This is a genomic window from Pontibacillus marinus BH030004 = DSM 16465 (assembly GCF_000425225.1).
Taxonomy (GTDB): domain Bacteria; phylum Bacillota; class Bacilli; order Bacillales; family BH030062; genus Pontibacillus; species Pontibacillus marinus.
The window spans coordinates 48578-75161 of the sequence record NZ_AULJ01000032.1; the positions used below are offsets into that span (position 1 = coordinate 48578).

Annotated in this window: 31 protein-coding genes and 1 pseudogene; 28 read left to right on the plus strand and 4 right to left on the minus strand. The window is 34.6% G+C overall.

Going from position 1 to position 26584, the window contains the following annotated elements; all coding sequences use genetic code 11:
• The first annotated feature begins 8 nt into the window (after positions 1 to 8).
• The 8 genes from H514_RS0106680 (at position 9) to H514_RS24615 (ending at position 5248) form a co-directional block, all read left to right on the plus strand.
• On the plus strand, positions 9 to 1208 hold the full coding sequence (locus H514_RS0106680) for an acetyl-CoA C-acyltransferase (protein ID WP_027446268.1): 1200 nt from the start codon (positions 9 to 11) through the stop codon (positions 1206 to 1208).
• A gap of 16 nt (positions 1209 to 1224) precedes the next feature.
• Positions 1225 to 2001 carry an enoyl-CoA hydratase-related protein gene (locus H514_RS0106685; RefSeq protein ID WP_027446269.1) on the plus strand — a complete coding sequence of 259 codons (777 nt, stop codon included), beginning with the start codon at positions 1225 to 1227 and terminating at the stop codon, positions 1999 to 2001.
• An 80-nt stretch (positions 2002 to 2081) separates the two neighbouring features.
• On the plus strand, positions 2082 to 2957 hold the full coding sequence (gene paaX / locus H514_RS0106690) for a phenylacetic acid degradation operon negative regulatory protein PaaX (RefSeq protein WP_027446270.1): 876 nt from the start codon (positions 2082 to 2084) through the stop codon (positions 2955 to 2957).
• A 50-nt stretch (positions 2958 to 3007) separates the two neighbouring features.
• On the plus strand, positions 3008 to 3316 hold the full coding sequence (locus tag H514_RS0106695) for an MGMT family protein (protein WP_027446271.1): 309 nt from the start codon (positions 3008 to 3010) through the stop codon (positions 3314 to 3316).
• A gap of 148 nt (positions 3317 to 3464) precedes the next feature.
• Positions 3465 to 4043: a hypothetical protein gene (locus H514_RS0106700; RefSeq protein WP_027446272.1), complete on the plus strand. Its 579-nt coding sequence runs from the start codon at positions 3465 to 3467 to the stop codon at positions 4041 to 4043.
• Between the two features lie 31 nt (positions 4044 to 4074).
• A complete protein-coding gene (locus H514_RS0106705) occupies positions 4075 to 4530 on the plus strand; it encodes a DUF4367 domain-containing protein (protein WP_027446273.1) in 456 nt (151 codons plus the stop codon).
• Positions 4531 to 4707: 177 nt separating this feature from the next.
• Complete coding sequence (locus H514_RS0106710; protein ID WP_027446274.1) at positions 4708 to 4977, plus strand: hypothetical protein; 270 nt, start codon at positions 4708 to 4710, stop codon at positions 4975 to 4977.
• 106 nt (positions 4978 to 5083) lie between these two features.
• The gene (locus tag H514_RS24615; RefSeq protein WP_154657343.1) at positions 5084 to 5248 is read left to right on the plus strand and encodes a hypothetical protein; all 165 of its coding nucleotides are present in this window, start codon (positions 5084 to 5086) and stop codon (positions 5246 to 5248) included.
• 91 nt (positions 5249 to 5339) lie between these two features.
• On the opposite strand, the gene H514_RS0106720 is transcribed toward H514_RS24615, so the two are convergent.
• The gene (locus tag H514_RS0106720) at positions 5340 to 5771 is read right to left on the minus strand and encodes a hypothetical protein (protein ID WP_027446275.1); all 432 of its coding nucleotides are present in this window, start codon (positions 5769 to 5771) and stop codon (positions 5340 to 5342) included.
• A 480-nt stretch (positions 5772 to 6251) separates the two neighbouring features.
• On the opposite strand from H514_RS0106720, the gene H514_RS0106730 reads away from it, so the two are divergent.
• The 17 genes and pseudogenes from H514_RS0106730 to H514_RS0106820 all read left to right on the plus strand — a co-directional run bounded on the left by H514_RS0106730 (position 6252) and on the right by H514_RS0106820 (position 19459).
• Positions 6252 to 6650, plus strand: coding sequence for a hypothetical protein (locus H514_RS0106730; protein ID WP_027446276.1), 399 nt, complete (start codon positions 6252 to 6254; stop codon positions 6648 to 6650).
• Between the two features lie 271 nt (positions 6651 to 6921).
• The gene (locus H514_RS24620) at positions 6922 to 7128 is read left to right on the plus strand and encodes a hypothetical protein (protein WP_027447685.1); all 207 of its coding nucleotides are present in this window, start codon (positions 6922 to 6924) and stop codon (positions 7126 to 7128) included.
• 699 nt (positions 7129 to 7827) lie between these two features.
• Positions 7828 to 8001, plus strand: coding sequence for a hypothetical protein (locus tag H514_RS24625; RefSeq protein ID WP_154657344.1), 174 nt, complete (start codon positions 7828 to 7830; stop codon positions 7999 to 8001).
• 913 nt (positions 8002 to 8914) lie between these two features.
• Positions 8915 to 9283: a DUF600 domain-containing protein gene (locus H514_RS22645; protein ID WP_231566562.1), complete on the plus strand. Its 369-nt coding sequence runs from the start codon at positions 8915 to 8917 to the stop codon at positions 9281 to 9283.
• 262 nt (positions 9284 to 9545) lie between these two features.
• Positions 9546 to 10097, plus strand: a complete 552-nt coding sequence (locus tag H514_RS0106755) for a hypothetical protein (protein ID WP_027446278.1) — start codon at positions 9546 to 9548, stop codon at positions 10095 to 10097.
• Between the two features lie 245 nt (positions 10098 to 10342).
• On the plus strand, positions 10343 to 11011 hold the full coding sequence (locus H514_RS0106760; protein ID WP_027446279.1) for a hypothetical protein: 669 nt from the start codon (positions 10343 to 10345) through the stop codon (positions 11009 to 11011).
• A 283-nt stretch (positions 11012 to 11294) separates the two neighbouring features.
• A complete protein-coding gene (locus H514_RS0106765; protein ID WP_027446280.1) occupies positions 11295 to 11480 on the plus strand; it encodes a hypothetical protein in 186 nt (61 codons plus the stop codon).
• Between the two features lie 274 nt (positions 11481 to 11754).
• On the plus strand, positions 11755 to 12300 hold the full coding sequence (locus H514_RS0106770) for a hypothetical protein (protein ID WP_027446281.1): 546 nt from the start codon (positions 11755 to 11757) through the stop codon (positions 12298 to 12300).
• Between the two features lie 220 nt (positions 12301 to 12520).
• A complete protein-coding gene (locus H514_RS0106775) occupies positions 12521 to 13111 on the plus strand; it encodes a hypothetical protein (protein ID WP_027446282.1) in 591 nt (196 codons plus the stop codon).
• Between the two features lie 760 nt (positions 13112 to 13871).
• On the plus strand, positions 13872 to 15020 hold the full coding sequence (locus tag H514_RS0106785; RefSeq protein WP_027446284.1) for an AI-2E family transporter: 1149 nt from the start codon (positions 13872 to 13874) through the stop codon (positions 15018 to 15020).
• A 288-nt stretch (positions 15021 to 15308) separates the two neighbouring features.
• Entirely contained in the window at positions 15309 to 15908 is a 600-nt protein-coding gene (locus H514_RS0106790; protein WP_027446285.1) for a hypothetical protein, read from the plus strand.
• Between the two features lie 47 nt (positions 15909 to 15955).
• Positions 15956 to 16357, plus strand: coding sequence for a hypothetical protein (locus H514_RS0106795; RefSeq protein WP_027446286.1), 402 nt, complete (start codon positions 15956 to 15958; stop codon positions 16355 to 16357).
• 83 nt (positions 16358 to 16440) lie between these two features.
• Positions 16441 to 16794, plus strand: coding sequence for a hypothetical protein (locus H514_RS0106800; protein ID WP_154657345.1), 354 nt, complete (start codon positions 16441 to 16443; stop codon positions 16792 to 16794).
• Positions 16795 to 16888: 94 nt separating this feature from the next.
• Positions 16889 to 17122 (plus strand): annotated as a pseudogene (locus H514_RS0106805) (carbohydrate-binding module family 20 domain-containing protein); the annotation flags it as partial.
• 239 nt (positions 17123 to 17361) lie between these two features.
• Positions 17362 to 17706 carry an NIPSNAP family protein gene (locus H514_RS0106810; protein WP_027446289.1) on the plus strand — a complete coding sequence of 115 codons (345 nt, stop codon included), beginning with the start codon at positions 17362 to 17364 and terminating at the stop codon, positions 17704 to 17706.
• A gap of 4 nt (positions 17707 to 17710) precedes the next feature.
• On the plus strand, positions 17711 to 18463 hold the full coding sequence (locus H514_RS0106815) for a CPBP family intramembrane glutamic endopeptidase (protein ID WP_027446290.1): 753 nt from the start codon (positions 17711 to 17713) through the stop codon (positions 18461 to 18463).
• A 66-nt stretch (positions 18464 to 18529) separates the two neighbouring features.
• Positions 18530 to 19459: a patatin-like phospholipase family protein gene (locus H514_RS0106820; RefSeq protein WP_027446291.1), complete on the plus strand. Its 930-nt coding sequence runs from the start codon at positions 18530 to 18532 to the stop codon at positions 19457 to 19459.
• A gap of 74 nt (positions 19460 to 19533) precedes the next feature.
• Here the strand turns inward: H514_RS0106820 and H514_RS0106825 are convergent, their stop codons facing one another.
• On the minus strand, positions 19534 to 21318 hold the full coding sequence (locus H514_RS0106825) for a M3 family oligoendopeptidase (protein ID WP_027446292.1): 1785 nt from the start codon (positions 21316 to 21318) through the stop codon (positions 19534 to 19536).
• Positions 21319 to 21504: 186 nt separating this feature from the next.
• Between H514_RS0106825 and H514_RS0106830 the strand changes: the two genes are divergently transcribed.
• The gene (locus H514_RS0106830; RefSeq protein WP_197063049.1) at positions 21505 to 22011 is read left to right on the plus strand and encodes a ferritin; all 507 of its coding nucleotides are present in this window, start codon (positions 21505 to 21507) and stop codon (positions 22009 to 22011) included.
• Positions 22012 to 22114: 103 nt separating this feature from the next.
• Here H514_RS0106830 and H514_RS0106835 read toward each other — a convergent pair whose 3' ends face one another.
• Positions 22115 to 23065 carry an alpha/beta hydrolase gene (locus H514_RS0106835; protein WP_027446294.1) on the minus strand — a complete coding sequence of 317 codons (951 nt, stop codon included), beginning with the start codon at positions 23063 to 23065 and terminating at the stop codon, positions 22115 to 22117.
• A gap of 173 nt (positions 23066 to 23238) precedes the next feature.
• The gene (gene yiaA, locus H514_RS0106840; protein ID WP_407946819.1) at positions 23239 to 23685 is read right to left on the minus strand and encodes an inner membrane protein YiaA; all 447 of its coding nucleotides are present in this window, start codon (positions 23683 to 23685) and stop codon (positions 23239 to 23241) included.
• Between the two features lie 209 nt (positions 23686 to 23894).
• Here yiaA and H514_RS0106845 point away from each other — a divergent pair, with 209 nt between their 5' ends.
• Entirely contained in the window at positions 23895 to 24389 is a 495-nt protein-coding gene (locus H514_RS0106845; RefSeq protein WP_027446296.1) for a PH domain-containing protein, read from the plus strand.
• A 138-nt stretch (positions 24390 to 24527) separates the two neighbouring features.
• Positions 24528 to 26381: a Xaa-Pro dipeptidyl-peptidase gene (locus tag H514_RS0106850; protein WP_027446297.1), complete on the plus strand. Its 1854-nt coding sequence runs from the start codon at positions 24528 to 24530 to the stop codon at positions 26379 to 26381.
• Positions 26382 to 26584 lie beyond the last annotated feature (203 nt).

Below are 26584 nucleotides of genomic sequence, written 5' to 3' on the forward strand. Positions count from 1 at the left end.
TGAAAAACATGAGAGAAGTAGTCATTGTCGATGCTGTGAGAACGCCAATCGGTCGGTACAAAGGAGCGCTTAAATCCATTCGACCTGATGATTTAGGGGCGATTGTCATTAAAGCACTTTTAGACCGAAATCCGGACGTACCGGCTGAGGAACTTGAAGAAGTTATTTTAGGAAACGCCAACCAAGCAGGTGAAGACAACCGAAACGTAGCTCGTATGTCTGCTTTACTTGCAGGGCTTCCAGTTGGTGTAGCAGGTACAACGATTAATCGTTTGTGTGGGTCTGGTTTAGATGCCGTTAACTATGCAGCCCGTGCAGTGATGGTAGGAGAAGGGGATATCTTTATTGCTGGTGGTACGGAAAGCATGACACGTGCGCCCTATGTGATGGGGAAACCTGAAAAAGAATTCCCACGTGGCAATATGGAGATGTTCGATACGACAATTGGCTGGCGTTTTGTAAATGACAAGCTAGCCGAAATGTACGGTACAGACTCTATGCCAGAAACGGCTGAAAATGTAGCAAAACTGCATCATGTCTCCCGTGAGGATCAGGATGCTTTTGCATATGAGAGCCAGCAAAGAGCCAAAACAGCGATGGAAACTGGCCGTTTCACTGAGGAAATTGTTCCAGTCTCTTATCATGACCGAAAAGGAAATGAAATTGTGGTATCAGAAGATGAACATCCGAGACCAACCACAACACCTGAAAAATTAGCAAAACTTAACCCTCTTTTCCCTGGGGGGACAATCACGGCAGGAAATGCGTCTGGTATCAATGATGGTGCCTCTGCATTACTCATTATGACAGCAGATAAAGCGAAAGAACTTGGCTTAAAACCACTTGCAAAATATAAAGTCTCAGCTACTGCTGGACTAGAGCCTGCAGTCATGGGATTAGGCCCTATCTATGCAACGAGAAAAGCGATTCAACGTTCCGGCGTCTCTATTGATCAACTAGGATTAGTCGAATTGAATGAAGCGTTTGCCTCTCAATCACTAGAATGTATGAATCAACTAGAATTAGATCCTTCTCGTGTAAACGTTAATGGAGGGGCTATTGCGTTTGGTCACCCATTAGGCGCAAGCGGAGCTCGTATCTTGACAACGCTAGTTCACGAAATGAAAAAGCAAGATGTCGAGTACGGACTCGCTACAATGTGTGTCGGTGTAGGTCAAGGAATCGCCACGATCGTTGAAAACGTATAAGAAGGAGAGGAAAGTTTTGAGTTCAATCCAATATGAAATTAAAGAACACATTGCATACGTTACACTGAATCGACCAGATGCTTTGAACTGCTTTAATTATGATACCTTACACCAATTAGGGGAGATCGTTTCTGATATTCACGTGAACCCTGAAGTCCGTGTTGTAATTTTTACAGGAGCAGGTGAAAAAGCATTTAGTGCTGGTGCAGATCTGAAGGAAAGACGAACACTAACGGAAGCGCAAGTTCGTCGTAACGTCAAAAAGATTCGTGACGTTTTTAACGCAGTAGCTGAATTACCTCAACCAACAATCGCGGCAGTTAATGGCTATGCATTTGGTGGAGGGTTTGAGTTGATGCTTGCCTGTGACTTCCGTATTGCAGTAAATGATACAAAAATGGGTCTCACTGAGCTAAGCTGGGCGATTATACCTGGAGCGGGTGGAACGCAACGTTTACCTCGTTTAATCGGTGAAATGAGGGCGAAAGAGTTAATTTTGACTGCTAAAAAATTAACATCAGAAGAAGCGTATGAATACGGCATTCTTCTAAAGGTTGTAGGAAGAGATAATCTGATGCACTCCTCTGAGACATTGGCTGAACAAATCATGGCAAACGGGCCTGTGGCAGTTCAACAAGCTAAATATGCGATCAGTAAGGGTGTCGAAGTGGATCTGCAAACGGGCATGGCGATCGAGTCTAAAGCCTATGAAGTTACAATTCCAACAACAGATCGGATCGAGGCTCTTGATGCGTTTAAAGAAAAGCGGAAGCCTGTATTCGAAGGGAAGTAAGAACTTCAGACTTTCATTGTTCCAAGATTTTAAATTTGATAAAATAGTTTCTAACTGTAAAACGGTAAAGGGATGTTGGCATGAATACACGATCAATGATTTTCACCTTATATGGAGACTACATTCGCCACTATGGCAATCACATATGGATTGGAAGCTTAATTCGGTTTTTAAAAGAGTTTGGACATAACGAGCAAGCCGTCCGTGCAGCTGTCTCACGCATGAGTAAGCAGGGATGGCTAAAAGCTGAAAAGAAAGGGAACAAAAGCTATTATTCTCTTACTGAACATGGTGTGAAGCGTATGGACGAAGCGGCCAAACGTATTTTTAAATTCAAGCCGGATGAGTGGGATGGAAAGTGGCGTATGCTCCTTTACACAATCCCTGAAGAAAAACGAAGCATTCGTGATGAATTGCGGAAAGAGCTTGTTTGGAGCGGTTTTGGCACTCTTTCACCGAGTTGTTGGATCTCCCCAAATAATCTGGATGATAAGGTTCACTCGCTCATTCAAAAATATGAGATCTCCGATTACATCGACTTTTTCATTGCCTCTTACGACGGTCCAGGGGAAAATCAACGTTTAGTTGAGAAGAGCTGGGACTTAGAAGACATCAATGAAAAATACAATGACTTTATCGCGCATTATAGTCAAAAGTTCATTATTGACCGTAACAAAATAAAAAAAGGCGAAATGACTGACGCCGAATGTTTTGTTGAACGCACAAAGCTCGTTCACGAATATCGGAAATTCTTATTCGTTGACCCAGGACTACCAGAAGAGTTATTGCCTGAAAAATGGTATGGCAACCACGCAGCTATGCTTTTCAGCGACTACTACAAAGAACTCGCTGAACCAGCAAATCGATTCTTCGAGAGTGTATTCCAGGACGGTAATGAAATTCATAACAAAGATGAATCCTATAATGTACTGAATCATCCATTAATGACAGATTAAGCAGGCTCACGTAGTCTGCTTTTTTCTTATGAAAGGAAGAACCATTGAATATGAAACCATTTACGAAAAGCGTAATTCATATTATTAGAGATATTCCAGAAGGAAAAGTTATGAGCTATGGACAAATAGCCAAACATGCTGGCAGCCCAAGAGGTGCACGCCAGGTCGTTCGCATCTTACATACAATGAGTTCGAAATATGAACTACCTTGGCATCGAGTCGTAAATGCCAAAGGGGAGATAGCCATCAAGGATGAAGAGGGGAGTTTTGAGCAGAAGCAGCGGTTGGAAGATGAAGAGGTTGTTTTTGCTAGTGAGTATAAAGTAGATATGGGCGCAAGTCGATACGAACCTGAGTAAAGGAACACTTATGGAGCATGGCTCTGTGAGTGTTTTTTATTGACTAAAGATCCTGTAAAAATGAATCAATTAAAGATAACAGGTGTTAGATCCAGAGTTCCTCTGATATAGTATGTTTATGGAAAATTAAGGTTGGGGGTCCGATTTCATGTCTACAAAACTGATCTATAGAATAATCGTTTTTATTTTAGTAGTTACATTGGTGATTATTGGGAATATGTACCGAAAAGAGAGAGTTGAAAACGAAGAGAATTATGAGGATTTTTTAAATGACTTACATTTTAATTTATATCATGCGATAGATTATGCTGAAACCATTCAGGAGAAGAAACCAAAGGGGGATTCCTTAGATGATTTTTTGCATGGATTCGAAGGGAAGATGATGAGACTTTATTATTTAGTTGGCTTTAGTCGGAGTTATGTGGATTTAAATGTCCCTAAACATTTTTTCTATCAATCTCCTAAGATAATTTTAGAAGGATTTTATATACAGGAAGAGATAAATAAAAAGAGGATTCCTCCATTTAATCAAGATGGGAAGTTAGATAAGGAAGAACTTCTAATCCTTGAAACGATGACTGGTTATATGAAACAAGTTAAAAGAGGAATAGAAGTTTCATCGAATAAGGTGAACACTGAACTTCCAAAAGATAAATTAGAACAGCTTATTTTTAAGCAAGTATCACATAATTATCCCAAAACATATTTTGATGCTATAAATAAGTAGAGAGTTATATTATGAAGTTAGGAGAAAAACAGTGAAACATTTACATATCTTATTCATCTTATTGTTTATGGTTGGATGTAGTGGCGATCAAATGCACACGTATAATACATCTAAGTTGAAGCATGAAATAACGAAACTAAACTTTAATCCAATGATTCCTAAAACCTTACCTTTTAAGCCAGAAAATATAAAAATAAAAACACCGGAAATGGGTGGGGGAAGAATGCTATCAGTAAAATTTTACAATGAAGATAATGATTATTTATTACTTGGTGTTATGAAGGGGCAAAGAAATGTTATCGACTTCACTCAAGATAAGGTTGTAATAAATGATTCACTTACAGGAAAGTATGGAGTTGGTCCAAATGGTGGGAAGGTTTTGAAATGGGAAAAGGAAGATATATTTTATCAATTATCTTCGCCTCAAAATTTCTCCAAAGACCAATTGATTGATGTTGCAGAGAGCTTTGTTGGGGTTGAGAAATAGGCTAACTGATATATGAATGATTTTAGTTAATATCTTGAAACTGAGTCTTCATTTAAAGGGCCATTATGTTGAAGACTTGGATTCGAGATAAGTACATTAAAGTTTCATTTCTCATAGAGGATAATACTTCTGAATATAGAAAATAAATATAAATAAGTATTATTAGGGGGAGAAACAATGGAAGAAGATTGGACTACATTTTCACCTCTAGGACTAACACTCAAATATGATTACATAGAAATAGATATTCCAAACAATTATGGACATGTAAACATTGTAGACGTAGAAAAACAACAAATTATTTTGGAACTTTTTATTGACCTAAATAAACAAGAAGTTAAAAAGAGTGGCTCATTAGAAGGTTATAGTATAAAAGAGGATGACCTCATAATGGAGATTACTGGCAATGTTACCTACTTCATTGAGGAAGGTATATCTAATCCGTGACTAAATATACTTTTATTTCAGTTAAGGATATTACTACTTCCTCACACCTTTATTAATGTGAAAAGTATTATTAGCTCTAGAATTTATTTTAATTGGAGGATATTTGATGGAAAAAATTATTGATCAAGATAAAGAAAATGTTAGCTCAAAGTATCTTATTATTTCTTTAATGAGCTTGCTAACTCTTCGGAAAGTTAAGATGTTAGAAGCGAAAAGAAAAGAGCTTCGAAATGATATATATAAAGTTTATAACCACTCAAAAAATGAGTGATATATCTTGAAGTCAATTTTCCATAAACGGGCGCAATTCTTTAATAAGAGTTTGCGTCCAATTTGTACTCTTCATGATAAGTTTAGATATATTACATATTTGGTGTAACATACATATTATCTATCTTTATCAACTTTACTTCATTTTTGGAATTCTTTTCTTTATTAAAGGATGCAGGGATAATTTTTAATTTCACTACAGCTTTTCCTTTAGTTCTTTCTCCATATATTTCATAATTATTGTAATTGATTAAATAATGGACCTCATACCATTTAGGAGTGGACTTATCTTGTACTAATGTTACTCGTAGAATATCTTTCTTATTATAACTCCAATCGATATTTGAGCCTAGCTTTTCATGTAATATTTCAGTTAAATCTGGCTCTATTAATGATTTAAACATATCATGAGTTGTAGCATAGGACTTAAGGTGATGAAAATCATCCTTCTTAGAATTAACGGCTATAGGAATATTCATCAGGAATAATATTAAGGTCATAAAGATTATTAAAACCCTTTTCATAAAATGTTCACCTCATTATTTATTTGTTTTAAACGGAATCTTTACCTTTTCTATTTAAAACGTATTGTTATTTTTTACTCTTGAAGAAAGTTTATTCGTTATATCTTATGTACGGGCTATTTCTTATGCAAGATTTAGAAATGATCTCTTCAGCAAAATGGGTGACGATTACTGAACAAAAGCAGTAGCTTTTTTGATTAAGGGGGGCGTTAGTTAAAGAGCACATATGTGATTTATCTCGATTTCAAGTTTTCAGTAAACGGGCGCAAACCTGGAATAAGGTTATGCCCTTTATATTTGTCTTGATCGTATAAATAAGGATAATTAATTGGTTATTTATGTTGAAATTTTAATTAGTTTGTTAACAAATGTACTTAAGCTAACTGGGAGTTATGTGGAAGAAGGATATTTTACTTCTGTTGAAGAAGTAATTTAAATAAATGCTCTTTCAAGTTAATGCAGTGGTAGGGGATATTAAATATGGATCTGAAATTAATAGAAAATGAAAATGAGCTCAGGATCACCATTTATAACGGAGTATGCTTAAATGAATATCAAGACTTAGCTAAAAGATGGAATGAAATGTTGTCGTTTGTTCACCATGAATTGTTGGACTATATCCATGATGATAGTTTGTGTTTTGATGACAGTGAAGATTCATTTCCAGTACGTAGCAAATTAACAGGAAATTATTATATAAATTCTGTTTCTTATATTAATCACGTTAATCCAGTGGGATATCAGATTATGATAGAAACAAGACTTACAGAACATATACCGACAGGTGAGGATGATTATTTAGGGTTAGAAGTGACTTTATTTACAAGGTCTGTGAATCATAATTTTGAAGTATGGAGTATCGATAGCTCTTCAATTTAGAAATACCGTTTATTTCAAAGATTAACATATGGATAAATGAAAATATTTTTAGTTGAAGATCATATTTTTAATTTATCTCGAATTCAAGTGTTCATTAATCGGGCGCAATTCTGGAGTAAGGAAAGCCCGTTTTTTATTTATCTTGATATATTATAACCTCTAGGTTTAACTGGATATTTGTATGTTATAAGAATTGAATTAGTTGTGAGAAAATGTACCTATACTAAGGGCTAGTTGAGTTAAAAAGAGAAGTACGAAATGTGGTGATGTTATGAATGATAATTCTTCCTATCAATGTTGTTTTTGTGATAAGAGGATAATATCAAAAAAACCAGATATTACTTCAATTATAGTAGTATCTAATTGGGATAAGGCTAGTGATACTCAGCAGGAACAACAAATGTTTTGTCATATGGAATGTTTGAAGAAATCAGTTTCAGACAATTTCCCTTTATATATCGCTGATTTAGAAGATTAAAATGTGTGAAAATGAATTTAAACTATTTGGTTAGGGTAAACGTTCATTTTGATAATTATCTTGAATTCAAGTGTTCATGATAAGGGCGCGATTCTGAAAACAGAATGTGTCTTTTTATTAGCTAATTTTGAGGAGAGAAAGGATTTTTTAATACCTGTATTGAAATTGTGGTTTATGCAATAACAGGCAGTCCTTAAGAAAGAATAGGTGGTGTGATATGTTTCAAATGTTTGTTGGTTTTATCGTAGTTTTTATAAATATTACAGCACTTTTTTCATTACTTTTAAATCGAAAGTATTTATTTTTTCTTTTACTGCTCTTACTTTTTATTAGTCATCAATACATAGGTTTTCTGGGTATTTGGGGAGCTAATAATTCCTTGATTTTCTTATACTATGTTCTCTTAATAATAAGCATAATAGTATCAATATTTGGGTTTAAAATAGGGTTTAATAAAACTAAGGAAATTCAATAAACAGAGATAAGATCTGATTAGAGTTTCAATTATCTTGAGTTCAAGTCTTCCACAATCGGGCGCTTTCCTGGAGTAAGGGAAGCCCTCTTTATTTGTCTAGGTTTGTACATAAGTGCAAGTAATTATGGATATTTGTGTTAAAATTTAAATTAAATTTAAAAGAGATGTGATAAAGCAAACTTGCAGGTATTTGGACAAGAAAAAAATAATAGGGGGTTAAAATGATGAATGAACAATTAAAAATATATGTTACTTTTCTTATTGTAATTCCTATTTTAGTAACATTTTTCTTTGGAGCAATTGATTTGGTTCCAGAAGAACTAAAAGGCGTAATTTATTTTCTATCTCTTATTTCAACTCATTTAATAACCAGTAAGGTACAAGAAATTGTAAAGTAATGGATGTTAGTTGAATGATATAAAAGTTTATATCGAAATCAAGTATTCCGCATTAAGGCGCTTTTGTTTTATAACGTCAGCTAATTGGTCAGTTGAAAGTCCAATTATCAAAAAGGGGGCTAACTCTGGCATGAGGGATTGGTTGAGACACTTTTTTTTATTTTGGAGAGATATTGATGGGAATTTCAGTTGGTCTAGTATCATCATGTTTATTGTTGCATTTTTCTTACCGACTATATATTTCTTTATTCAAATCCTTGAATGGTTAGGGGATTAGTAGTAAATAGGTTTTAATGAATGTTGTCTGCTACGCTAAATAGGAGGGATCATTATCAGGTATTACATTCTTTATGGGATTGTTATGTTTCTGGTTTATGCTACCGCTATAATAATAGGGACACAAATCATGGGACCGGCTACTTTAACTTTGATATTCTATCTAGTTTATGGGCTACCTGTTTTCATATTATACTCTGTATTTGTTAGGTTGAGTAAAGTCTCAAACGAATCTGTTTCTCAAGTATCTTTTCAATTGGTCATACTGTTAGGTGTGATTATGTTAATAGGGAACATTTGGCTTTACACAGGTAGTTATATTTTTATAAATAGGGACCTTTAGTTTCTCTTGTTATTTATCATAAAAAATTTATCCTGAATTCCAGTATTCCTCTATAGGGCGCTTTTTTGTAATAAACAGGGGCGTTCTTTTTTATTTGATATTTAGTTTTAACAAAGATACAAATTTAACGATATTACTGTTGAGGTGAATTAAATAATAAGGATTATATTTACATAGTTACTCTTAAAAGAAAAGGTGATTTTAATGAGCAAAGTATTTGAAGATACTTTCAGTGAATTACAAGCAGATATGATAGCAATTTGTTTGAAGTATGTAGATAATAGAGCGTAAAAAATATTTATATATTGTTCATTTGAAGAAGGTGCTATCTCTAACGATTTCTTTTATTGTATAAATGGAAGAGTTGTTATGAATCATAAATTGAATGAGGTATTAGAAGCTAATAACAACGATTTACAATACGATACTTCAGTTGATCGGCAAAGAGTAGTTCTGAGAATCATCAATGATAATATTAAGAAAATAAATGATTTATGTAATGAACATAGAAGAGATATGCCTACTGAGATAAAGTTAGTTTATAATGTCGAAAACAATAGCTTAGAGGCAGATTATAAATATGAAAATGTCTATTCTAATAATCCTCTAAAAACCGCTGTTGATGTAGCTGAGGAATGGTTTGAAGAAATAAAGAATGGTTAAAAATAATTGAGAACCTTGTTTGAATGTATAGCACTTGTAAAAATTTTTCTTCACCTATATTTTCAATGAGAGATAATTTATCTCAACTTCAAGACTTCAGTGAACGGGCGCTTTCCTGGGATAAGGAAAGCCTTTTAATTTGTCTTAATTGCACAGTTTATTAGGTTATTATCTGGATATTCATTTTAAAATTTCAACTAGATTGTAAATTAAATGTATTAAACAGAAAAGGATTAAGAAACATATAGGAGGATAATTGCCATTGATATTAAAAAGACTCCCCCAATTTACAATGCACTTACTGTTGATATCACTTGTTTTTATATTTATAGGTTGCAGCAATGAATCACCTGAAGAGGCAATACACAATGGTTGGTCTGGCGAAATAGAAGTAAATGATATTATATCTAAACAGGAAACAAATCATGGAACATTCGTTTTCTTTTCTGCCTATGATGTAGACGGAAATGATAAGTTTGAAAGAGTTGGGGTTGCCTTAATGGATAAAAATAGTGATTCAGACTGGGAATTAAACGATTCCACAATAGACACAGTTGCAAGCGACTCATTTGCTGCACATCACAAAATATTACATATTGAAAATGAAAAAGGAAAAGTAATAGAAATACCGATAGCATTCGGAAAGGTGGGAGATATAAATATTTCTTCTGTTACAGCAGAAGTTAATAACGAGATTGAGAAGATAGAAATCATACCTATAAACTCAGGTCGTTATTTTTATAAAGTTAACGCTTGGGGACCAATAAAGGCATTAGATAAAAATGGGAAAGTTATCGACCAATACGGATTCTAATCTTCAAGTGTAGCGTGTTATAGTTTATGAAAAAAATATCTCGAAATCAAGTGTTACGTTAAAGGGCGCAATTCTTTAATAAGAATTAGCGTCTTTTTTGTATTTTCGGAAAGGTAAAGGCAGAAAAATTCTCTTCGCAATCTGATTGGGTAATTATGTTAAAATAGAGAAACATTGTGAAAAAATGAAGAACTGTGGTTGCAATATACTACAATTAGATTCTTTTAAATTAGGAGGTTTTCTAGTTGAAGAAGGGGATGTGGATAAGTTTTCTGCTCTTTTTTGTTCTTAGTTTATTTAGCTTCATTCAATATATGGAGAATAGGCAATATGAAAAATATCTCTCACAACAGCTTTTCAACGATGTATCGAGCGTTGCATGGTCCACGACGCTAAACAGTTTTTTATTAGATGATTTGATGACAGAAAAGAAAATAAATAGCAATCAACTTGCTATAATGAAATCACATTATAAAAGGATGACCGAAAGTTCTCGGACCATTGTTGAGTTAGCGGAATCACTCGGACTAATAGATGAAGAATATCCGTCTAGCCCATATCCGGTGTATATGGTTGTTGAATTCAGGGAATTTGTTAAAAGCCTTGAAAAGCAGATGGAGAAAGAAAGTCTATCATTGTCAAATGAAGATATAGAACGATTACATGTGATGAAAGAATTGAATCAGGTATGGTTTACGGCAGTACAAGATCATATTCAAGGAGTTCATGTCCCAGATGAGGATCAAGTTATAAACGGAGGTGTAAGCTCAATGGATAACGGGGTCACTACCGACATATACAAGGATGTTTATTGGGGCGTTATTATTAATAATAAGGATTGGGTCAATATGGTTAAGCAAATACAGGGGGATTCCCAATCATTTGAGGATGAGATTGAGCAATTTTTTAGATGAGTTCAAGGTAGGTAAGAAGACTGTTCTAATAAAATGATCAATTCAATTTACAATTTATTTAACTAAAACGTGCAATAGTTGAGAGCATATATGCAGTTTATATCGAATTCAATTCTTCTGCTTTTGAGCGCTTTTCTGGAATAAGGAAAGGCTTTTTAATTTGTATCGCTCGTATAATATCGTGAGTTATCAACTGGATATTTGTGTTAAAATTTGAATTAGATTGTGAAGAAAAGATCTTCAACTAACGAGGCAGGTTGATGTAATAAGAGAGGGGGATAGTGTGGTCTTAATTCTTTTATTCATAATTCTTATATTACTTATAGGTGCTTGGGGAGTTATAATTGATAACAATAGAAAAGTCACTAAGATAGCAAATAAAATGGACATATTCGATATTGAAGATAAAAAAATTCCTGATGAAGAAATTGAAAAAGAATTAGAAAATTATAACAATGAGGATAAATAGTTAATTTACAACTAACGTGTGCAATCGGTGAAGAACATATTTGCAATTTATCTCGAAGTCAAATATTCAGCTTTAGGGCGCTTTTCTAGAATAAGAAAAGCTCTTTTTTATTTGTTTTGATCATAAATATAACTGATCACCAACTGGATATTTATGTTAAAATGTGAGGGGATTTAAATTTGGTGTTCTTCAACTAAAGGACAGGTTAGTATAGTTTGAAAGAGGTCATAAATAGGATAAAATTTACATAATAAATCATGTTAGAGGTGTTACAATGGATGATACAATTAAGTCTTATTTTGCAAACCTTGAAGGGGAAGACAAAAATTTACAATATGAAGCATTTCAGAATATAATTAATGCAACCAAAGAAAAAGTAGACTGGTCTTATGAAGTATGGGATCAAATGATAGGTTGGCTTACTGATCGCGATAATCACCGTAGAGCCAGAGCAGGACAGTTTCTATCTGCTTTAGCAATCAGTGACCCTGAAAAACGGATGCTTCATGATTTCCCGGCGTTATGGGAAGTAACAAAAGATTCAAAATTTGTAACAGCTCGCCATACTATACAATCAATTTGGAAAGTAGGATTAGCAGGACAAGAACAAAGAGAAATGCTTCTCGATCATATTATTGATAGGTTTAAAAATGGAATGGACGAAAAAAATTATACCTTGATTCGATACGATATGATTGTGGGGTTAAAAAAATTATATGATGAAGTAAAAGATGAGCAAATTAAGGAAATAGCAATGGATTTGATTGAGTACGAAGAAGATAGTAAATATCAAAAGAAATATATGTCCGCTTGGAAATAAGGAGTTATTAAATTTGGATTTTTCCCAAGCTTCCTTAATGGAATACATTGTGAATTATTTCACTTTAAGCTAAAGGATGCGTTAGTGGAAGATCATATTTGTAATTTATCTCGAACTCAAGTCTTCTGTTAAAGAGCCCGAAACTTTAATAAGAATTGCGTTACTTAAACAGAAAAATGTAATATTTCTTATCGATTATACTGTTGAGAGGGGGTTTAGAATGAGAAAAAGATATATCGTAATTCTATTTTTAGTATTATTCTTGGTTATTCCATTTTCAGTACATACATTCTATGAAAAAAATGAAAGAATCTTTAAATTGAAGTCAGGGGGAGCAGCACCTATCTTATGGAAGCTAAGTGGAGGAACATATGAACTAGATAACGCCAAAATTATTAAACTTAAGGTCAAAAATAAAGATGAATACCTTTCAGAGAAGAAGATACATTTGACGGATTATTTTTATTACATTCCTAAAACAAATGAAGTATTCTTTGGGATTTGGTACAATCATTGGAATGATTATGCTAAAAAGGATGGATCTAATTTTATAGTAATTGGTAAAAACAAAGATGGTGAAAAGCTGGAAGGTGTGCATGGGCCTAGTGCTACAGGTACTTTTGAACAATTTGAGTATCACACATTTAATCAAGTAGATGATATAAGCGAAATTAAACAATTGATACTTCAGGTCAAACCTATTAATGACACTCCTGAAGGTTTTGAATTTGGGAAAACAATACAGTCAAAAATCAGCTTGGAAATTCAAAAGACTGGGAATACAGACAACTTAAATGAGATACTGAATTAAATATTGTTTAGTTGATTTGTTCAGTGGTAGTTTTTAATAATAAATATTATATATGATCTTGAATTCAAGTATTCCCATACTCTAGTTTATCAGGCTTGTGATCGACATGCTAAGACATCAATTCGTTACATCGATGCTATAACTGGGGAAGTTATAGTGGATAAAGATTAAAAGGGGAGGGGAGTAAATTGAAAGAAGGGATTCATCTCAAGTTAAGTGTTTATGTACTTGGAGCTATTATACCGTTGTCTTTACTAGGATACTATTTTGCTGTAAACAATGAATCGCTGTTTTACATATATGAATGGCTGCTTCTTACCTTAATCATAATTTCAATACTCTACTCGATCAGAAATATAATATCAATTAGAAATGAGCAGAAATGGGTTGCTATTTCTACATTAGCATTTTTATTACAATTTTCGGTATTTGCTCTATTTTTGGGGCCATTAACACATTATTTAATGTTTTACCTTTATTATAGTTTTGTAATCTTTTCGTCTGGTATCTATATAGTAACAATACGAAAAAATAACAACTATAGAATTATTCCAGTCATCTTCATGATCATTACGGCGTTGTTCACGATCTATTTGTTGTTTTTACATGCTTTGTGGGGGAATAATTTGAGTTAGCTGAAGACTGGAAACGAAAAATGTGGTGCCTGACACTTCTCGTTCTTTGTCGATTTCGATATATTTCGGATGACACAGGCACCTTTATTTTTGGTGCATTACTTTTAAAGGAGCTGTATTTAAGGATGGATGAAAATAGATTTTTAAAATTGATTGGTGGTAAGACCTTTTTTTACATATTAGCTTTCTTTCTTCTAGTTGGAATAACCATTTATATATACACTAAAATATCATTTATATTTTATCCACTAGAGGTCATTTTATCTACTATAGTACCTCCAATAATCCTGGCATTTGTAGCATACTATCTATTAAATCCAATTGTAGACTTGCTCGAAAGATTACGGATTAAAAGAATTTGGGGAGTAATCATTCTTATTATCGGTATTAGTGGTGCTTTAACTGGAATTATCTTGTTAACTGCTCCATCTATCGAAGCGCAGATCAAAGATTTAGTTCAAACCTTTCCTGATTATCTAAAACAGCTAGGAGATACGATGACTCAATGGGTACAAAGTTCATTTTTAGGTCCATATTATGATGATGGTTATACCTGGGTAATGGAAAGATTAGGTGAATTGCCGCAATTAATTGGAACTTATATTTCTAATGGTTTTCAAGGGGTTCAGAATGTCGCTAGTACGATTACAAATACGATTGTGTCCATTGTAACCTTTCCATTTATCTTATTTTTCTTATTAAAGGATGGTAAAAGGTTTCAACGTTTTACCATAAAATTATTTCCACCGAAATTTAGAGATGATACGAAACAGATCTTAACTAATATTGATATTCAAGTTGGGTCATATATCCAAGGGCAGATTATTGTCGCTACTGTTATTGGTATTCTATTATTCATTGGTTACCTTATCATAGGTCTTGATTATGCATTCACATTAGCAATTATCGCCGCAGTAACTAGTGTTGTACCTTATTTAGGACCAACAATTGCAATAATTCCAGCTGCTATCATTGCAATTGTTAACTCCCCATTTATGTTTTTAAAGCTAGTAATTGTATGGATCGCAGTCCAATTTTTAGAAGGGAATTTCGTTTCTCCGAATATTATGGGTAGAACTATGAAAATTCATCCATTAACGATCATCCTTGTTTTAATGATTGCAGGTAATTTATTTGGTGTTGTCGGTGTGATTCTTGGTATTCCGGGCTATGCAATCGTAAAGGTGATTGGTTCTTATCTTTTCTATAAGTTTAAGAAACGATATAACCAGTATTACGGGGAAGACCGTGGATATTATGAAATGGAAGAGTAATTGTGGTTTAAGGTATCGTTCTTTTTCCGAAAGTCAGTATTATCCTTGTGTTACCCACAATTCAAGTGTTCAGTATAAGGCGCAAACCTAGAGTAAAGGTTTGCGCTTTTTATCTGTTTTTTGACCAGTATGGTGAATTCTATGATTCGAGATAGCGTCTTGAAATGATCAAGGTTATCCTCAAATTGAAAAGTGAACAGATAAATTTCCGTAGTAGACCACACTCTCCCCATAAAAAGGAAATTCTACGTGTTATGTAGAATAATGTCATACTGGGAGTGGATTAGTATGGAATTAGGTTTGATGATATTGGGTTGGTTAGGAGTTCTAATATATTTAATTGTAATCTTTACAGCAAATAAATTACTGGAAAATGGTGAATCTGCATTATTACATTTATTAATCTGTTTTGCATTTATTTTAATGACTCCAATACCATTGTTTTTATCTATAACAAATAGTAATCAAATTTTTATATTAAGTTCGGTCTTTGGATATTTATTTCTAATAATGATCATCACTACCATGGCTCTACAAGTTGGACATTTAAGTTACAGTAATAAACAACAGGACAAGGAACTATGGGAAGATAGAGATAATTGGATGATTCACGGAATGTTGGGAGATGTTTACGAAAGTATAGTAAATGTAGTTTTTCATATCTGGATAATGCTTTTAGCAATTGGTTTTTTTCTTGAAGAAAAGTTTTTAATGGGAATTCTAATGACTATATTTACCTTATTCATTGTAAGAAGTCTTGGCATTCTTTTAAATGAAGTAATTCAAAAACCAATTCCTTTTCTAAGAGTGTTTAGAATGAATCCAGTAATAACCACATTGGAAACGCTTTTGTTTTTCATAACTATTCTGTGTTGGATAACATTTTAGGATCTAGGTGGCAGTTTCATTTAAGAATCTTATTTGGGAGAAAATCTATGATTATTATCAGGAAGTTCATTACTATTATACTAGCTACTTTAATCTCAATGACTTTATTAATGCTTGTATTATTCGATGAAAGTTTGGATCTAGATTTTGTTTATACTGTTTTATTTACTAGTTATATGTTTTCGCCTTTCATATTGCTTTATGGGGTTCCTGTAACATTTTTTTCTGACTATGTAACCAAACAATTTTCGGGAGTTAAGAGGGCTTTCTTAGCCATGATTTTTCATTTGTTCTTTGGCGGGATTTTTCCTGTTTTATTAGGCCTAATTCAAGATTTGAGTAAAACTGAAGCTAATGAGGTCTTTATAGGAGCTATAACTTTTTCGTTCTTTTTTTGGGCATTTGATGAAGTCATAAGAAGAGTATTAAGCACATTCCATTATTACTAAGGGGCTAGAGAGAAGATATTTTATTAGAGTTATCTCAAAATACAGTTATCCATGATTAAGGTGGGCAGAAGAGGGTGGGTTATTTGAAATCACTTAAATGGTTAATCCCTTTATTTGTAGTAATTATTGTAGCTTGGTATGTTATAGATTTTATACGATTTAGTGATTATGATGAGAAGAAGCAAGTATCTGATGTTAATGGGGATACATTAGTTCTATCTGAACTTAAAATCGAGCCAGATGCTTCATATATGCTTTTAGAAGTGAAAATTACAAGTCAAACTAGAATAACAGGCTTAGGTTTTAGATCACTCTTTGTAAACAATATAGATGATTTAAAACATGGTAATAAAGTAAGGGTATGGTATTATACAAATGCTGACAACGAGAATATAGCTAAAAAAGTGGTCGTATATAATTTATTTAATTTTCACTAAGTGTTTTATCTATATAGAAAGTACTTAGTTAATTTTTAATAAAGCGCTTATAAAAAGTAGAGGGCAATGCGTGTGAAAAAGGGGGAGTTTATAACCTATGTTTAATCAAGTTATCTACTCCTATCCAACATGGTATTATGATGTAAGTGTACCAGCGGGAACCTCATTAGAATTTAAATTTATTAAAATAGATGGAAGCGGAAATGTGGTTTGGGAAGGTGGAGCAAACCACACTTACACAACACCAACAAGTGGAACAGGGGGAAGCTATAGTGAATTGGAAAAATTAAGTGTTATGCAAAAACCAAGAACTATTTTAGGTTCTTAAAGAAGATAATCAAACTCCTAACTATAGACAAAATATTTCAATTAAGCATGAGATGCTAACCCATCTTATGCTTTTTCTTTTTTAGTAACAAATTGGTAAATCAAAACATTATTAGGAGGAAACAGGGTGTAAAGGGAGAATGTATACCATCTAGAGCAAACCAATAGACTCGATTAAATAAAGTCTGAGAGTTAACAATGATGTACGATTAATTTACATAACGATAAGGAGTGGGAAACATGTTTTATAGAAGGAAGTTTTACATTGTGAAAAATGAATTTGTAGAAGTCTTTAATGCGCATTTTAATGAAAATAATCTACCTAATCAAATTAAGCATGGTGCACGATTACTAGGGAGATGGATGATACCGAATGATGAAACCACTACTGAAATATTTGCTATTTGGGAGTATGACAGTTATGAAAAATATAAAGAAATTGAAGCCAACGTAAGAGGTGACCAAGAGCATGTAAGTAAGGTGAATGCTTGGTATGATGAACACGGTGGGAGGGATTATGTTATTAAAAACTATCTATTAGAAGTACGGAGCGAGCAGATAGAGACAACGTTGAAGAGAGGGTGAGGGAATGGGAAATACGATTAAGTTATTACTTAAAATCTTAGGGTTAGAGTTATTGATCATTTTCTTTTTTACTATAAACGGGATTTATGCCACACTCACAAATCCTTCTAATCCTTTTATGCAATATATTGGTCTTTTACCATTGGCGATAGGTTTTTACTTTTACCTTATAAAAACAAAAAAATGGCGGAATTTCTTTTCTAAAGATAGTCTTTGTTTTGATAAGGAAAACATTCTTCTGTGGTCTCCTTTATTGATAGTATTAACTCTATTATTAATTGGTAATGGAGGATTAAGTGTCACATCCGTAACGGATTTAATACTGATATTAGGAACGCAAATCCTTATTGTTGCTTTCATTGAGGAAATGGTTTTCAGGGGTTTTATGATCAATATTCTGATTTCTAAGGGGTTTAGATTTGCAGTTCTCACATCAAGTTTTCTATTTGCTTTAACTCATTCCTTACAACTTCTTGGTGGACAATCTATTGAGGATACATTATTGCAAATTACATATGCTTTCTTAATAGGTATGGTGCTCTCCTTGTTAATAGTGAACAATCAATCGATTCTTATCGCTATTATTTTCCATGGGCTGAACAACTTTTTTATTTTAACGGCACAAGTTGAGGGATCTTCAGTTTATAATTATGTAATCATTTCTGTATTAATTGTGCATGCTGTATTTTTATGGTCTAGAGCTAAGCGCACCAATAAATTCAGAATAGATAACATTAGTGAACCATTGGTGAAATAAATAAAATATAAAATTGGACAATCTCACCACCCCTTCGATATATTTAAAATAAAAAGGAGCTATCACGTGAAAATACTAGATGGTGTGTTTGAAGGTGGCGGCGTTAGAGGGATTGCTCATGTTGGGGCTGTACAAGCGATTGAAGAGCATGGATATGAGTGGAACCGTTTAGCTGGGACTTCATCGGGATCTATCGTTGCAGCTCTGTTAGCGTGTGGTTATTCAGGTTCAGAACTATTAGAGATTATGGAATCATTAGATTATCAAGATTTTATGAAAAAGAATTGGATCAATCATATTCCTTTTATAGGGAACGGAATTAACCTCGCCTTTAAGGGTGGACTTTATAAGAATCGTTTTCAAGAAGAATGGATCAACGAACTCCTTGCCAAGAAAAACGTACACAGCTTCCGTGACCTTGAAGAAGGAAAGTTAAAAATTATTGTCTCAGATATCACCAATGGACGAATGGCAGTATTCCCAGATGACCTTGAAAAGTATGGGGAGACCTATGACTTTTCCATTGCAAAGGCTGTTACGATGAGTAGCACGATTCCTTATTACTTTCAGCCGATTAAATGGAAAACAAATAAATACAAATCCCCAATTTATATGGTAGATGGAGGGATTCTGAGTAATTTTCCGATATGGATTTTCGATACCCCTTACATGCCTAAATGGCCAACATTCGGCTTTCACTTTACTCGAGAAGAAACCAACCCAGACCCTTCAGAAAATCTGGGAACAATCGGGATTTACAAATCGATCTTTAAAACGATGCTACAAGCTCATGACCTACGTCACCTTGATAAAGAAGCTGATACCAGAACAGTGAAGATCCCAACAGGAAACATCTCCATTACTGATTTTGGGTTAAGTGAGAGTCAAGAACAGTGGCTATATCATTCCGGATATGATGCAGCTTCAACATTCTTAGAAACATGGAATTTTGAAGAGTATAAAAGGAAGTTTAGAAGTGAATTTGTTAACGTGTAAAATAAAATACCTGTCATTACCTGAGAATAACTTACACAGGTAATGACAGGTATTTATAATTTTATGATTAGAGTTTACACATATTTCTCCGTTAGCTTTTCAAACTCCTCAATCGCTTCCAAGATAGGTTGAATAGACTTTTGCCAAAAATCTTCCTCAGTTAAGTCTTGATTTAGAAACTTCTCTCCCAATTGTTCTAGAGACATTTTCCCTGTATGACTTAATAATTGTTCATATTCATTGGCAAAACCTTTACCCTTCGTTTTTGATAAAGCATAAATGCCATTGCTGAAAAGATAACCAATCGTGTATGGAATATTGTAAAAAGAGTCCTCAGAGGAATAGAAATGCGAAATGGTAATCCAATTGTATGGATCGTATTCCTCTAATTGATTCTTAGTCCAACGTTTTTCAGTTTCCAACATTAAATTCTTAACTTCATTTGCGCTAAGTTTCTCTGTCTTTCTCTTTTCATAGAATTGCTTTTCAAAATCAAATTTAGCAGGGATTAAGCTAAGGTATTTCAGTGCATTTGTAATCTTCATTTCTAATAGAGATAGTCGATCTTCATCTGTTTCAGCCAATTGGATAGCTGCATCTAAAACTAAGTTCTCTGCAAAGGTAGAGGCGGTTTCTGCCAATGATGTACCTGTATCTTGAGAAAAAGTCGGCTCTTTTTGGAGAATGGAGTTGTGATATGCATGCCCTAGTTCGTGTGCCAACGTCACTACATCCTGATAGTCTCCTTTGAATGAAAGTAAAACACGACTTTGCTTTTCTATAGGCATAGAAGCACAGAAAGCACCAAAGCCCTTATGTTTTCGAGACTCTGCATCGATCCATTGCTCATTAAATGCACGGTCAGCAATATGGCCCATCTCTTCACTAAATGATTGGAACTGTTTTGTTACAATATCCGCAGCCGTTTCATATGTCAGTTTTGACTTCGAAGTAAAGTAGGGAGCATACATGTCATAGTAACTGAGTTGTTCTAATCCCATCAGTTGAGCCTTACGTTTAGTGAATCGTTGGATCAGTTCTTGATTTTGTTCTATAGCCTTCAGCATACTAGTTAAAGAATCTTCTTGAATTCGGTTATTCTCATACAGTTCCTTTTGAGTGTTTTCGAAGCCTCTTAGCTGATATGTATCCAGTCTAAAGCCAGCGAAGTGATTGAAAATTGAAGCGAATTGGTCCTCATGTTGATGACAAACTTCCTCAACGGCCTTCGCAGTGACTTTTCGTTTCTCTCGATTTGTATCTAGCATTGATTGTATAATAGCTTCATTGATGGATAGTTTTTGTGTTTCCCCGTCCCATTCCACAGGAACCTCTAAACGATGTAGAAGCTGTTCATAATGATCTTCCCAACCACGAATTCCATTAACCGATAAGGTATTGATGACTTCTTCAATTTGTTGAGGTAATTGTTCACTTAGTTTTTGTTTCTTATGAAGAAGAAATGGACGAATTGATTTAAGCGTTTTATCTTCCAAAAGTTCGTTCCATTCTTTATCTGTAAGCTCACCTAGTTTGCCATCTAATTCGATTTTTAAAGATTGTACTTTTGCTTTTATATGATTGCTTTGATCTAAAAGTTTTAAGGCATCTTCATCTTGAACATGATCTGAATACAGACAGATACAGTACTCATCGACCTGAAATGCGTTTAGTGCAACATGTTGAATATCTTGAATGTGTTGTGCTAGCTCTTGGGGTGTTAGAGGTGATTGAAGTTCTTCAATTAAGACGGGTATTTCATGGTTGAGTTGAGTTATTTGTTTCTTTAGCTTTTCAGAGTGTTTGCCTCCAGGGTATATAGAGTCTAAATCCCATTGTTTGTTTAATGTAAGTTCCAAATAAAGTCCTCCCTATTGTAGCGTTACACCTAACTTTACCTGATTTAGGAAAAACTTTCATGTGATGTGGGAGAGTTTTTTTTGTGAAAAGTTTTGATTAAGTAAACCTCCATAATAAATCACTAGGCACTTTCTCCATTTTGATACATATTCTATAAATGAATTTGTATATAGGGGTGGTTATATATGGTGAAAGAAGAAGTACAGCAACTCGTAAATAATTTAATTCAAATTGAGCATGTTTCTACAACATTGTATTTAGCAATGTCGGCTTATCTGGATCGTAAAAACTTTACAGGCATGGCTAAATGGTTACGACTTCAATCGGAAGAAGAGCGCACTCACATGTTGACGTTGATCGATTACCTTGCAGGGAAGGACGGAATCGTTCAGTTAAAGGAAATACCAGAACAGCCTACTAATTTTGGTACGCCACTTGAGACATTTAGAAGCGTGTTAGAGCATGAGCAATTTGTTACGAACTCCTACCGTCAAGCCTATGATTATATCAATCAAATCGATCCTCAAACAGCTGTTATCGTCCAAGACTTTTTAAGAGAACAAATTGATGAGGAAGCTCAATCATTAACCATCGTAGAACGTTTAACTTTAGCTGAGAATAACCCTTCAGCCTTACTGCTGTTAGATCAAGAGTTGGGGCAAAGACAGGGTGGAGCACCTGCTGTAGGTTAAGTGTTTTATGAACGTGGTGAATGTCCATCGCGTTCCTCTTACACAATCGATAAAAAAGTGTCTGATCCGAGTGGAGCAGACACTTTTGAGTAACCATCAATGTTTATTTATTGTTTATAATGTTTTTTAAAGCAGTTTCTAATAAATAAGGGAAGTCTTCTGGATAGTCATGATCCAATCCTTCAATAAGCTTATACGTGTGCTTTACATTCTTCTCCTTCAATAACTCCACAAATCGATTGGTATCTTCAAGACAATCCTGATCTTGATCTCCGCAAATTACGTATCCTTCGATCTCTTGGTCAGCAAGATACTCTAAGTTATCAGCTAACTCATCAATGTCAGGGAGCCATGGACCGACCAAAACGAATCCTTTTACAGGCAGGTCACCTTTTAAGATAGTGTGAAGGGCAACCCTGGCACCAGCAGAAAAACCACCTAGAATAAGCTGATCTTCATTTATACTCCCATGTTGTTTCAATTCCTCGTAATGCGCTTCTAGTTCTTGAGATCCTTTTTCAACATCATCCCAGGAGTAACCACCAGAGAATTCAATTTGGGATGATTGAGGCATCGCTAATGTATAACCATGAGAAGGTGCAGTGTACCAGTTTTCTTCGGTGCGGCGATTGTTTTCCTGGTTTCCATGTAAAGCGATTAGTAGCGGATGACCTTCATCATTAGCACTTGGCATCATGACATCCATCTCGGGTTTTGCTTTCTCTTTTGCTTCTTCTTCACGTTTCTTACAAAGATCAAGCATGTACTGAAAATCGTCGTAGTTTCGGATGGAATCTAAGTCTTCATCTTCCTTCAAGTATTCATAGGAATACCAATGTCCTTTTTCAATGATCGCTTCTTTCATGATGGCAAGAGCCTCTTCCTCACGACCAGATGCAGCGGCTAAAGAGTATTTAAAGTTGTAGATTTGAGCATGGTCACCCTTTATTTCATCTGCATGTTGAGTGATAAATTGATAAGCTTCTTCCACACCACTCTCTACATATTTCTCAAGTGTTTCATTTAATAATTTAGTATAGGTTAATTGCGTCATACGTACCTCCGAAATCCATTCTTCTATTATAATGGTGAGACTATAGCATAATGGGTGTTAAAAGACAAATCATGAAAAAATCCTCCAGACTCTTTAGAGTCGGAGGACTTTTTTAGCAATATTTCGTGATGCTTTTTTAAAGTAAGTAAATGAGTTACTGCTTGGAATTTCGTTTATTCTTTTTCTCTAGCTCTCTGCGTATCTCGAACATTTTTCTGAACGGTGATCGCAGAGAATATACTAAGAACAAATGCCATCGCATAGAATCCTTTTTCACTCAAAATAATACTTCCCGCATTATATAAACCTATAGCCATAAGTGAAATAGCGATTATGATGGCAAACCAACTAATTCCATAGTAGATATTCGTAACAGGAATTCCTTCTTCTTTATCCCTTACGGCTTTTTGTAAGGATACGGCTGCAAAAAGGCCGAAAACTAATACCGCAAAGTAATAGCCTTTTTCATTTAGCTGCATGGTTGCATTATATAATCCAATTAAATAAGAAATGATTCCAATAAACAATGCTGACCATGATGCACCTTTGAAAGCACCGGTAGGCTCGCCTTCTCTTCTTTCAGGTTTTACTTTAGGTCCTTCTTGAGGATCCTTTTCCATTAAAGCTTCATTACTGTTCGACACTTCATCCCCTCCCTTATTGTAAAAATGAAGCCTAACAGATCATACACTGTCAGTCCTTCATCAACTTATCTCATATTTTACCATAAAGATGCTTTTTTAAAAGAAAGGAATTGATTTAATTTCATAATTTTGAAACAATTAACAGTAACAAGTTTCCAGTTTTTTAGTGAAGGAGGAATGTCACTATGGTGTTCAAAGCCAAAAAGGATCGCTTTTTTACCATTTTTAAAACGAAAATGATTACGAATATGACTTTAATGTTTGTTATTCCTTTTGTTGTTGATGCCTCCACCAGAACCCCTTTATTTATTACAATTTGGGCCTCACTCTATTTAGGTATCCTCACCTCAGTGATCATGATGATAGCGAATATCCGGTATGAATTTCTTGATGACCATCTCAAAATTAAAGGAGGACCATTAAGAAAGAAAATTCCTTATTCCAAAATCATCTATGCTAGATCTACGGATGATGTCTTTGATGGCTTCAGAGTATTAACAGCGAGTGAGGCTGTAGAAATCGTGTTTGGACATGGATGGTGGGGAAACGTCAAAATCTCTCCAGAAAATCAAAATACATTCATACACACATTAAAATATTATTGCCCTCAAGCTGAAATAGAGAAGGATTTGATAGAAACAGAGGAGCCAATGGATGTTGACATGTATTTTGAAAAGTAAAATGTAAGTGCAAGTGACCATCGAATAGTTCGATGGTCACTTTTTCTAATGCTTGCTTACATATTTTTGTAAATAGACGACATACAGTGTAGAATGAATGCTAACATATGGAAAATTATTCTTTTAGGGGGAGATTCATTGAATAATTATAAGATTAGTATGTTGATCATAATGATATTACTTGCAAGTCTATTAGTAGCTTGTAACGCTGGTTCTAATGAAAACAATGAGTCTATGAATCATGAAGCGGAGACCAAGGATGATCAAAAATCTAACTCCCAAGATACAAGCACAAGCGATGATAAGGAAATAGCAACAGAAATAAAGGTAGAAGACGGTAGAACTCAACCTGTTTTTTCGCATGAAGATGCCATTGTCGAAACGGTGTACATACAGTCTCCTGTAGATAGTGACAATGATGGAGAAAAGGATCTTATTTATGCAGACATTATGCGTCCAAAAGCGACTCAAGATGAACTCAAGGTGCCAGCTGTTTATGTGATGAGTCCTTATTTTGAAGGGCTAAACGAAATCGAATTCCATGATGTCGATGTTGAATTAGATGGTAAACCATTTGGAAAAGTTCAAGATAAATTCAGAGGGAAATTGGACGATTTTCTTGTACCACGAGGGTACGCCATGATCGAAGCGCACGCACCCGGTACTGGCCTTTCTGAAGGTTGTCCTTCCATAGGGGGAGATAGTGAAGTAGCAGCCGGACGTGCGGTCATTGATTGGCTGAACGGAAAAGCGAAAGCATTCGATGAAAATGGGGATGAAGTGAAAGCAAGCTGGTCTACAGGCAAAGCTGGAATGATGGGTGTATCTTATAATGGCACGATTCCGAACGCATTAGCTGCTGAAGGTGTAGAAGGTCTTGAGACCATCATTCCGATTTCAGCTATCAGTAATTGGTATGGTTATTACCGTGCTAACGGGTTGGTTGTGGCACCAGAAGGATATCAGGGAGAAGATGCTGACGTCCTAGCAAAAGCAGTCTTAACACGTGAAAATCCAGAAACATGTTCTGATGCTATCGATTCTCTTGTTAAGAAGCAAGATCGAGACTCAGCAGACTATAATGATTTTTGGGATAAACGAAACTATACGAAAAACGCAAATAATGTGAAAGCTAGTGTTTTTATTGTTCATGGATTAAATGATTGGAACGTAAAGACCAGCCAATTTTCTCAGTGGTGGGGTGCGCTGTCTAAGCATGATGTACCTCGGAAGTTATGGCTACACCAAGGTGGACATGGTGGTGTGAGCAGAAAAAGAGGAGAAGAATGGTACAGTACGATGAACAAGTGGTTTGACCATTGGCTGTATGATGTTGATAACGGCATTATGGATACAGCAATGGTTGAAATTGAACGAGAAAATAATGAATGGAAAGCATATGAAGATTGGCCAGGGAATGACCCAGAAGTTTCGAAACTTCATTTGAATTTAGGAAGTGAGGGTAAGCCTGGATTAATTGGAGAAAACAAAAGCAACAATAAGGCTAAATCTTACACGATTGTAGATGACTCTAGCCTAGTGGCAAAAGATTTAATTAAGAATCTAGAGGAAAGCAATCAACATCGATTGGCTTATGTAACCACGAAACTAAAAGAGTCTGTTCGTATAAGCGGAAGACCTATCGTAAACATTCATGCTAGTATAAATCAATCTGAAACAAACCTAACAGCTTTACTCGTAGACTATAATAAAGGTTCCGGAGAAATCGTCACACGAGGTTGGATGGATCCGCAAAATCGTAAATCTTTATCAGAACCGAAGGATGTTGTGTCAGGCAAAACCTATAAACTCCAATGGAATTTGCAGCCTGATGATTACATTTTTGAAGCGGGACACCAAATCGGTTTAGTCTTAATTTCTTCCGATTACAACTACACCCTTCGCCCAGATCCAGGAGCAGAGATTACAGTACAGGCAGACGGTGCCTTTCTTACATTGCCGGTTGTAGGGGAAATGAAGACTTCTGATTAATGAAGTGAAATATTTATGAAAAGCGTAATGCCCTATTTGATAGGAGGCATTACGCTTTTTTTATAAATGGTAAAATAATTGAATTTAAATATAACCTTCGAAGAATGACTCTTCATTATATAGGACATTCTTACTTATTATTAATTTCATATACAATTTCTGGTTAGTTGATATTAAAATGGGAGGGGATGTTTTCTAATAAC

Bases quoted from the DNA above. Each gene is read 5' to 3' on its own strand.
- H514_RS0106680 (WP_027446268.1), top strand. From the start codon at position 9: ATGAGAGAAGTAGTCATTGTCGATGCTGTGAGAACGCCAATCGGTCGG.
- paaX (WP_027446270.1), top strand. From the start codon at position 2,082: ATGAATACACGATCAATGATTTTCACCTTATATGGAGACTACATTCGC.
- H514_RS0106695 (WP_027446271.1), top strand. From the start codon at position 3,008: ATGAAACCATTTACGAAAAGCGTAATTCATATTATTAGAGATATTCCA.
- H514_RS0106700 (WP_027446272.1), top strand. From the start codon at position 3,465: ATGTCTACAAAACTGATCTATAGAATAATCGTTTTTATTTTAGTAGTT.
- H514_RS0106710 (WP_027446274.1), top strand. From the start codon at position 4,708: ATGGAAGAAGATTGGACTACATTTTCACCTCTAGGACTAACACTCAAA.
- H514_RS24615 (WP_154657343.1), top strand. From the start codon at position 5,084: ATGGAAAAAATTATTGATCAAGATAAAGAAAATGTTAGCTCAAAGTAT.
- H514_RS0106720 (WP_027446275.1), bottom strand. From the start codon at position 5,771: ATGAAAAGGGTTTTAATAATCTTTATGACCTTAATATTATTCCTGATG.
- H514_RS0106730 (WP_027446276.1), top strand. From the start codon at position 6,252: ATGGATCTGAAATTAATAGAAAATGAAAATGAGCTCAGGATCACCATT.
- H514_RS24620 (WP_027447685.1), top strand. From the start codon at position 6,922: ATGAATGATAATTCTTCCTATCAATGTTGTTTTTGTGATAAGAGGATA.
- H514_RS24625 (WP_154657344.1), top strand. From the start codon at position 7,828: ATGAATGAACAATTAAAAATATATGTTACTTTTCTTATTGTAATTCCT.
- H514_RS0106770 (WP_027446281.1), top strand. From the start codon at position 11,755: ATGGATGATACAATTAAGTCTTATTTTGCAAACCTTGAAGGGGAAGAC.
- H514_RS0106775 (WP_027446282.1), top strand. From the start codon at position 12,521: ATGAGAAAAAGATATATCGTAATTCTATTTTTAGTATTATTCTTGGTT.
- H514_RS0106785 (WP_027446284.1), top strand. From the start codon at position 13,872: ATGGATGAAAATAGATTTTTAAAATTGATTGGTGGTAAGACCTTTTTT.
- H514_RS0106790 (WP_027446285.1), top strand. From the start codon at position 15,309: ATGGAATTAGGTTTGATGATATTGGGTTGGTTAGGAGTTCTAATATAT.
- H514_RS0106795 (WP_027446286.1), top strand. From the start codon at position 15,956: ATGATTATTATCAGGAAGTTCATTACTATTATACTAGCTACTTTAATC.
- H514_RS0106810 (WP_027446289.1), top strand. From the start codon at position 17,362: ATGTTTTATAGAAGGAAGTTTTACATTGTGAAAAATGAATTTGTAGAA.
- H514_RS0106815 (WP_027446290.1), top strand. From the start codon at position 17,711: ATGGGAAATACGATTAAGTTATTACTTAAAATCTTAGGGTTAGAGTTA.
- H514_RS0106830 (WP_197063049.1), top strand. From the start codon at position 21,505: ATGGTGAAAGAAGAAGTACAGCAACTCGTAAATAATTTAATTCAAATT.
- H514_RS0106835 (WP_027446294.1), bottom strand. From the start codon at position 23,065: ATGACGCAATTAACCTATACTAAATTATTAAATGAAACACTTGAGAAA.
- yiaA (WP_407946819.1), bottom strand. From the start codon at position 23,685: ATGGAAAAGGATCCTCAAGAAGGACCTAAAGTAAAACCTGAAAGAAGA.
- H514_RS0106845 (WP_027446296.1), top strand. From the start codon at position 23,895: ATGGTGTTCAAAGCCAAAAAGGATCGCTTTTTTACCATTTTTAAAACG.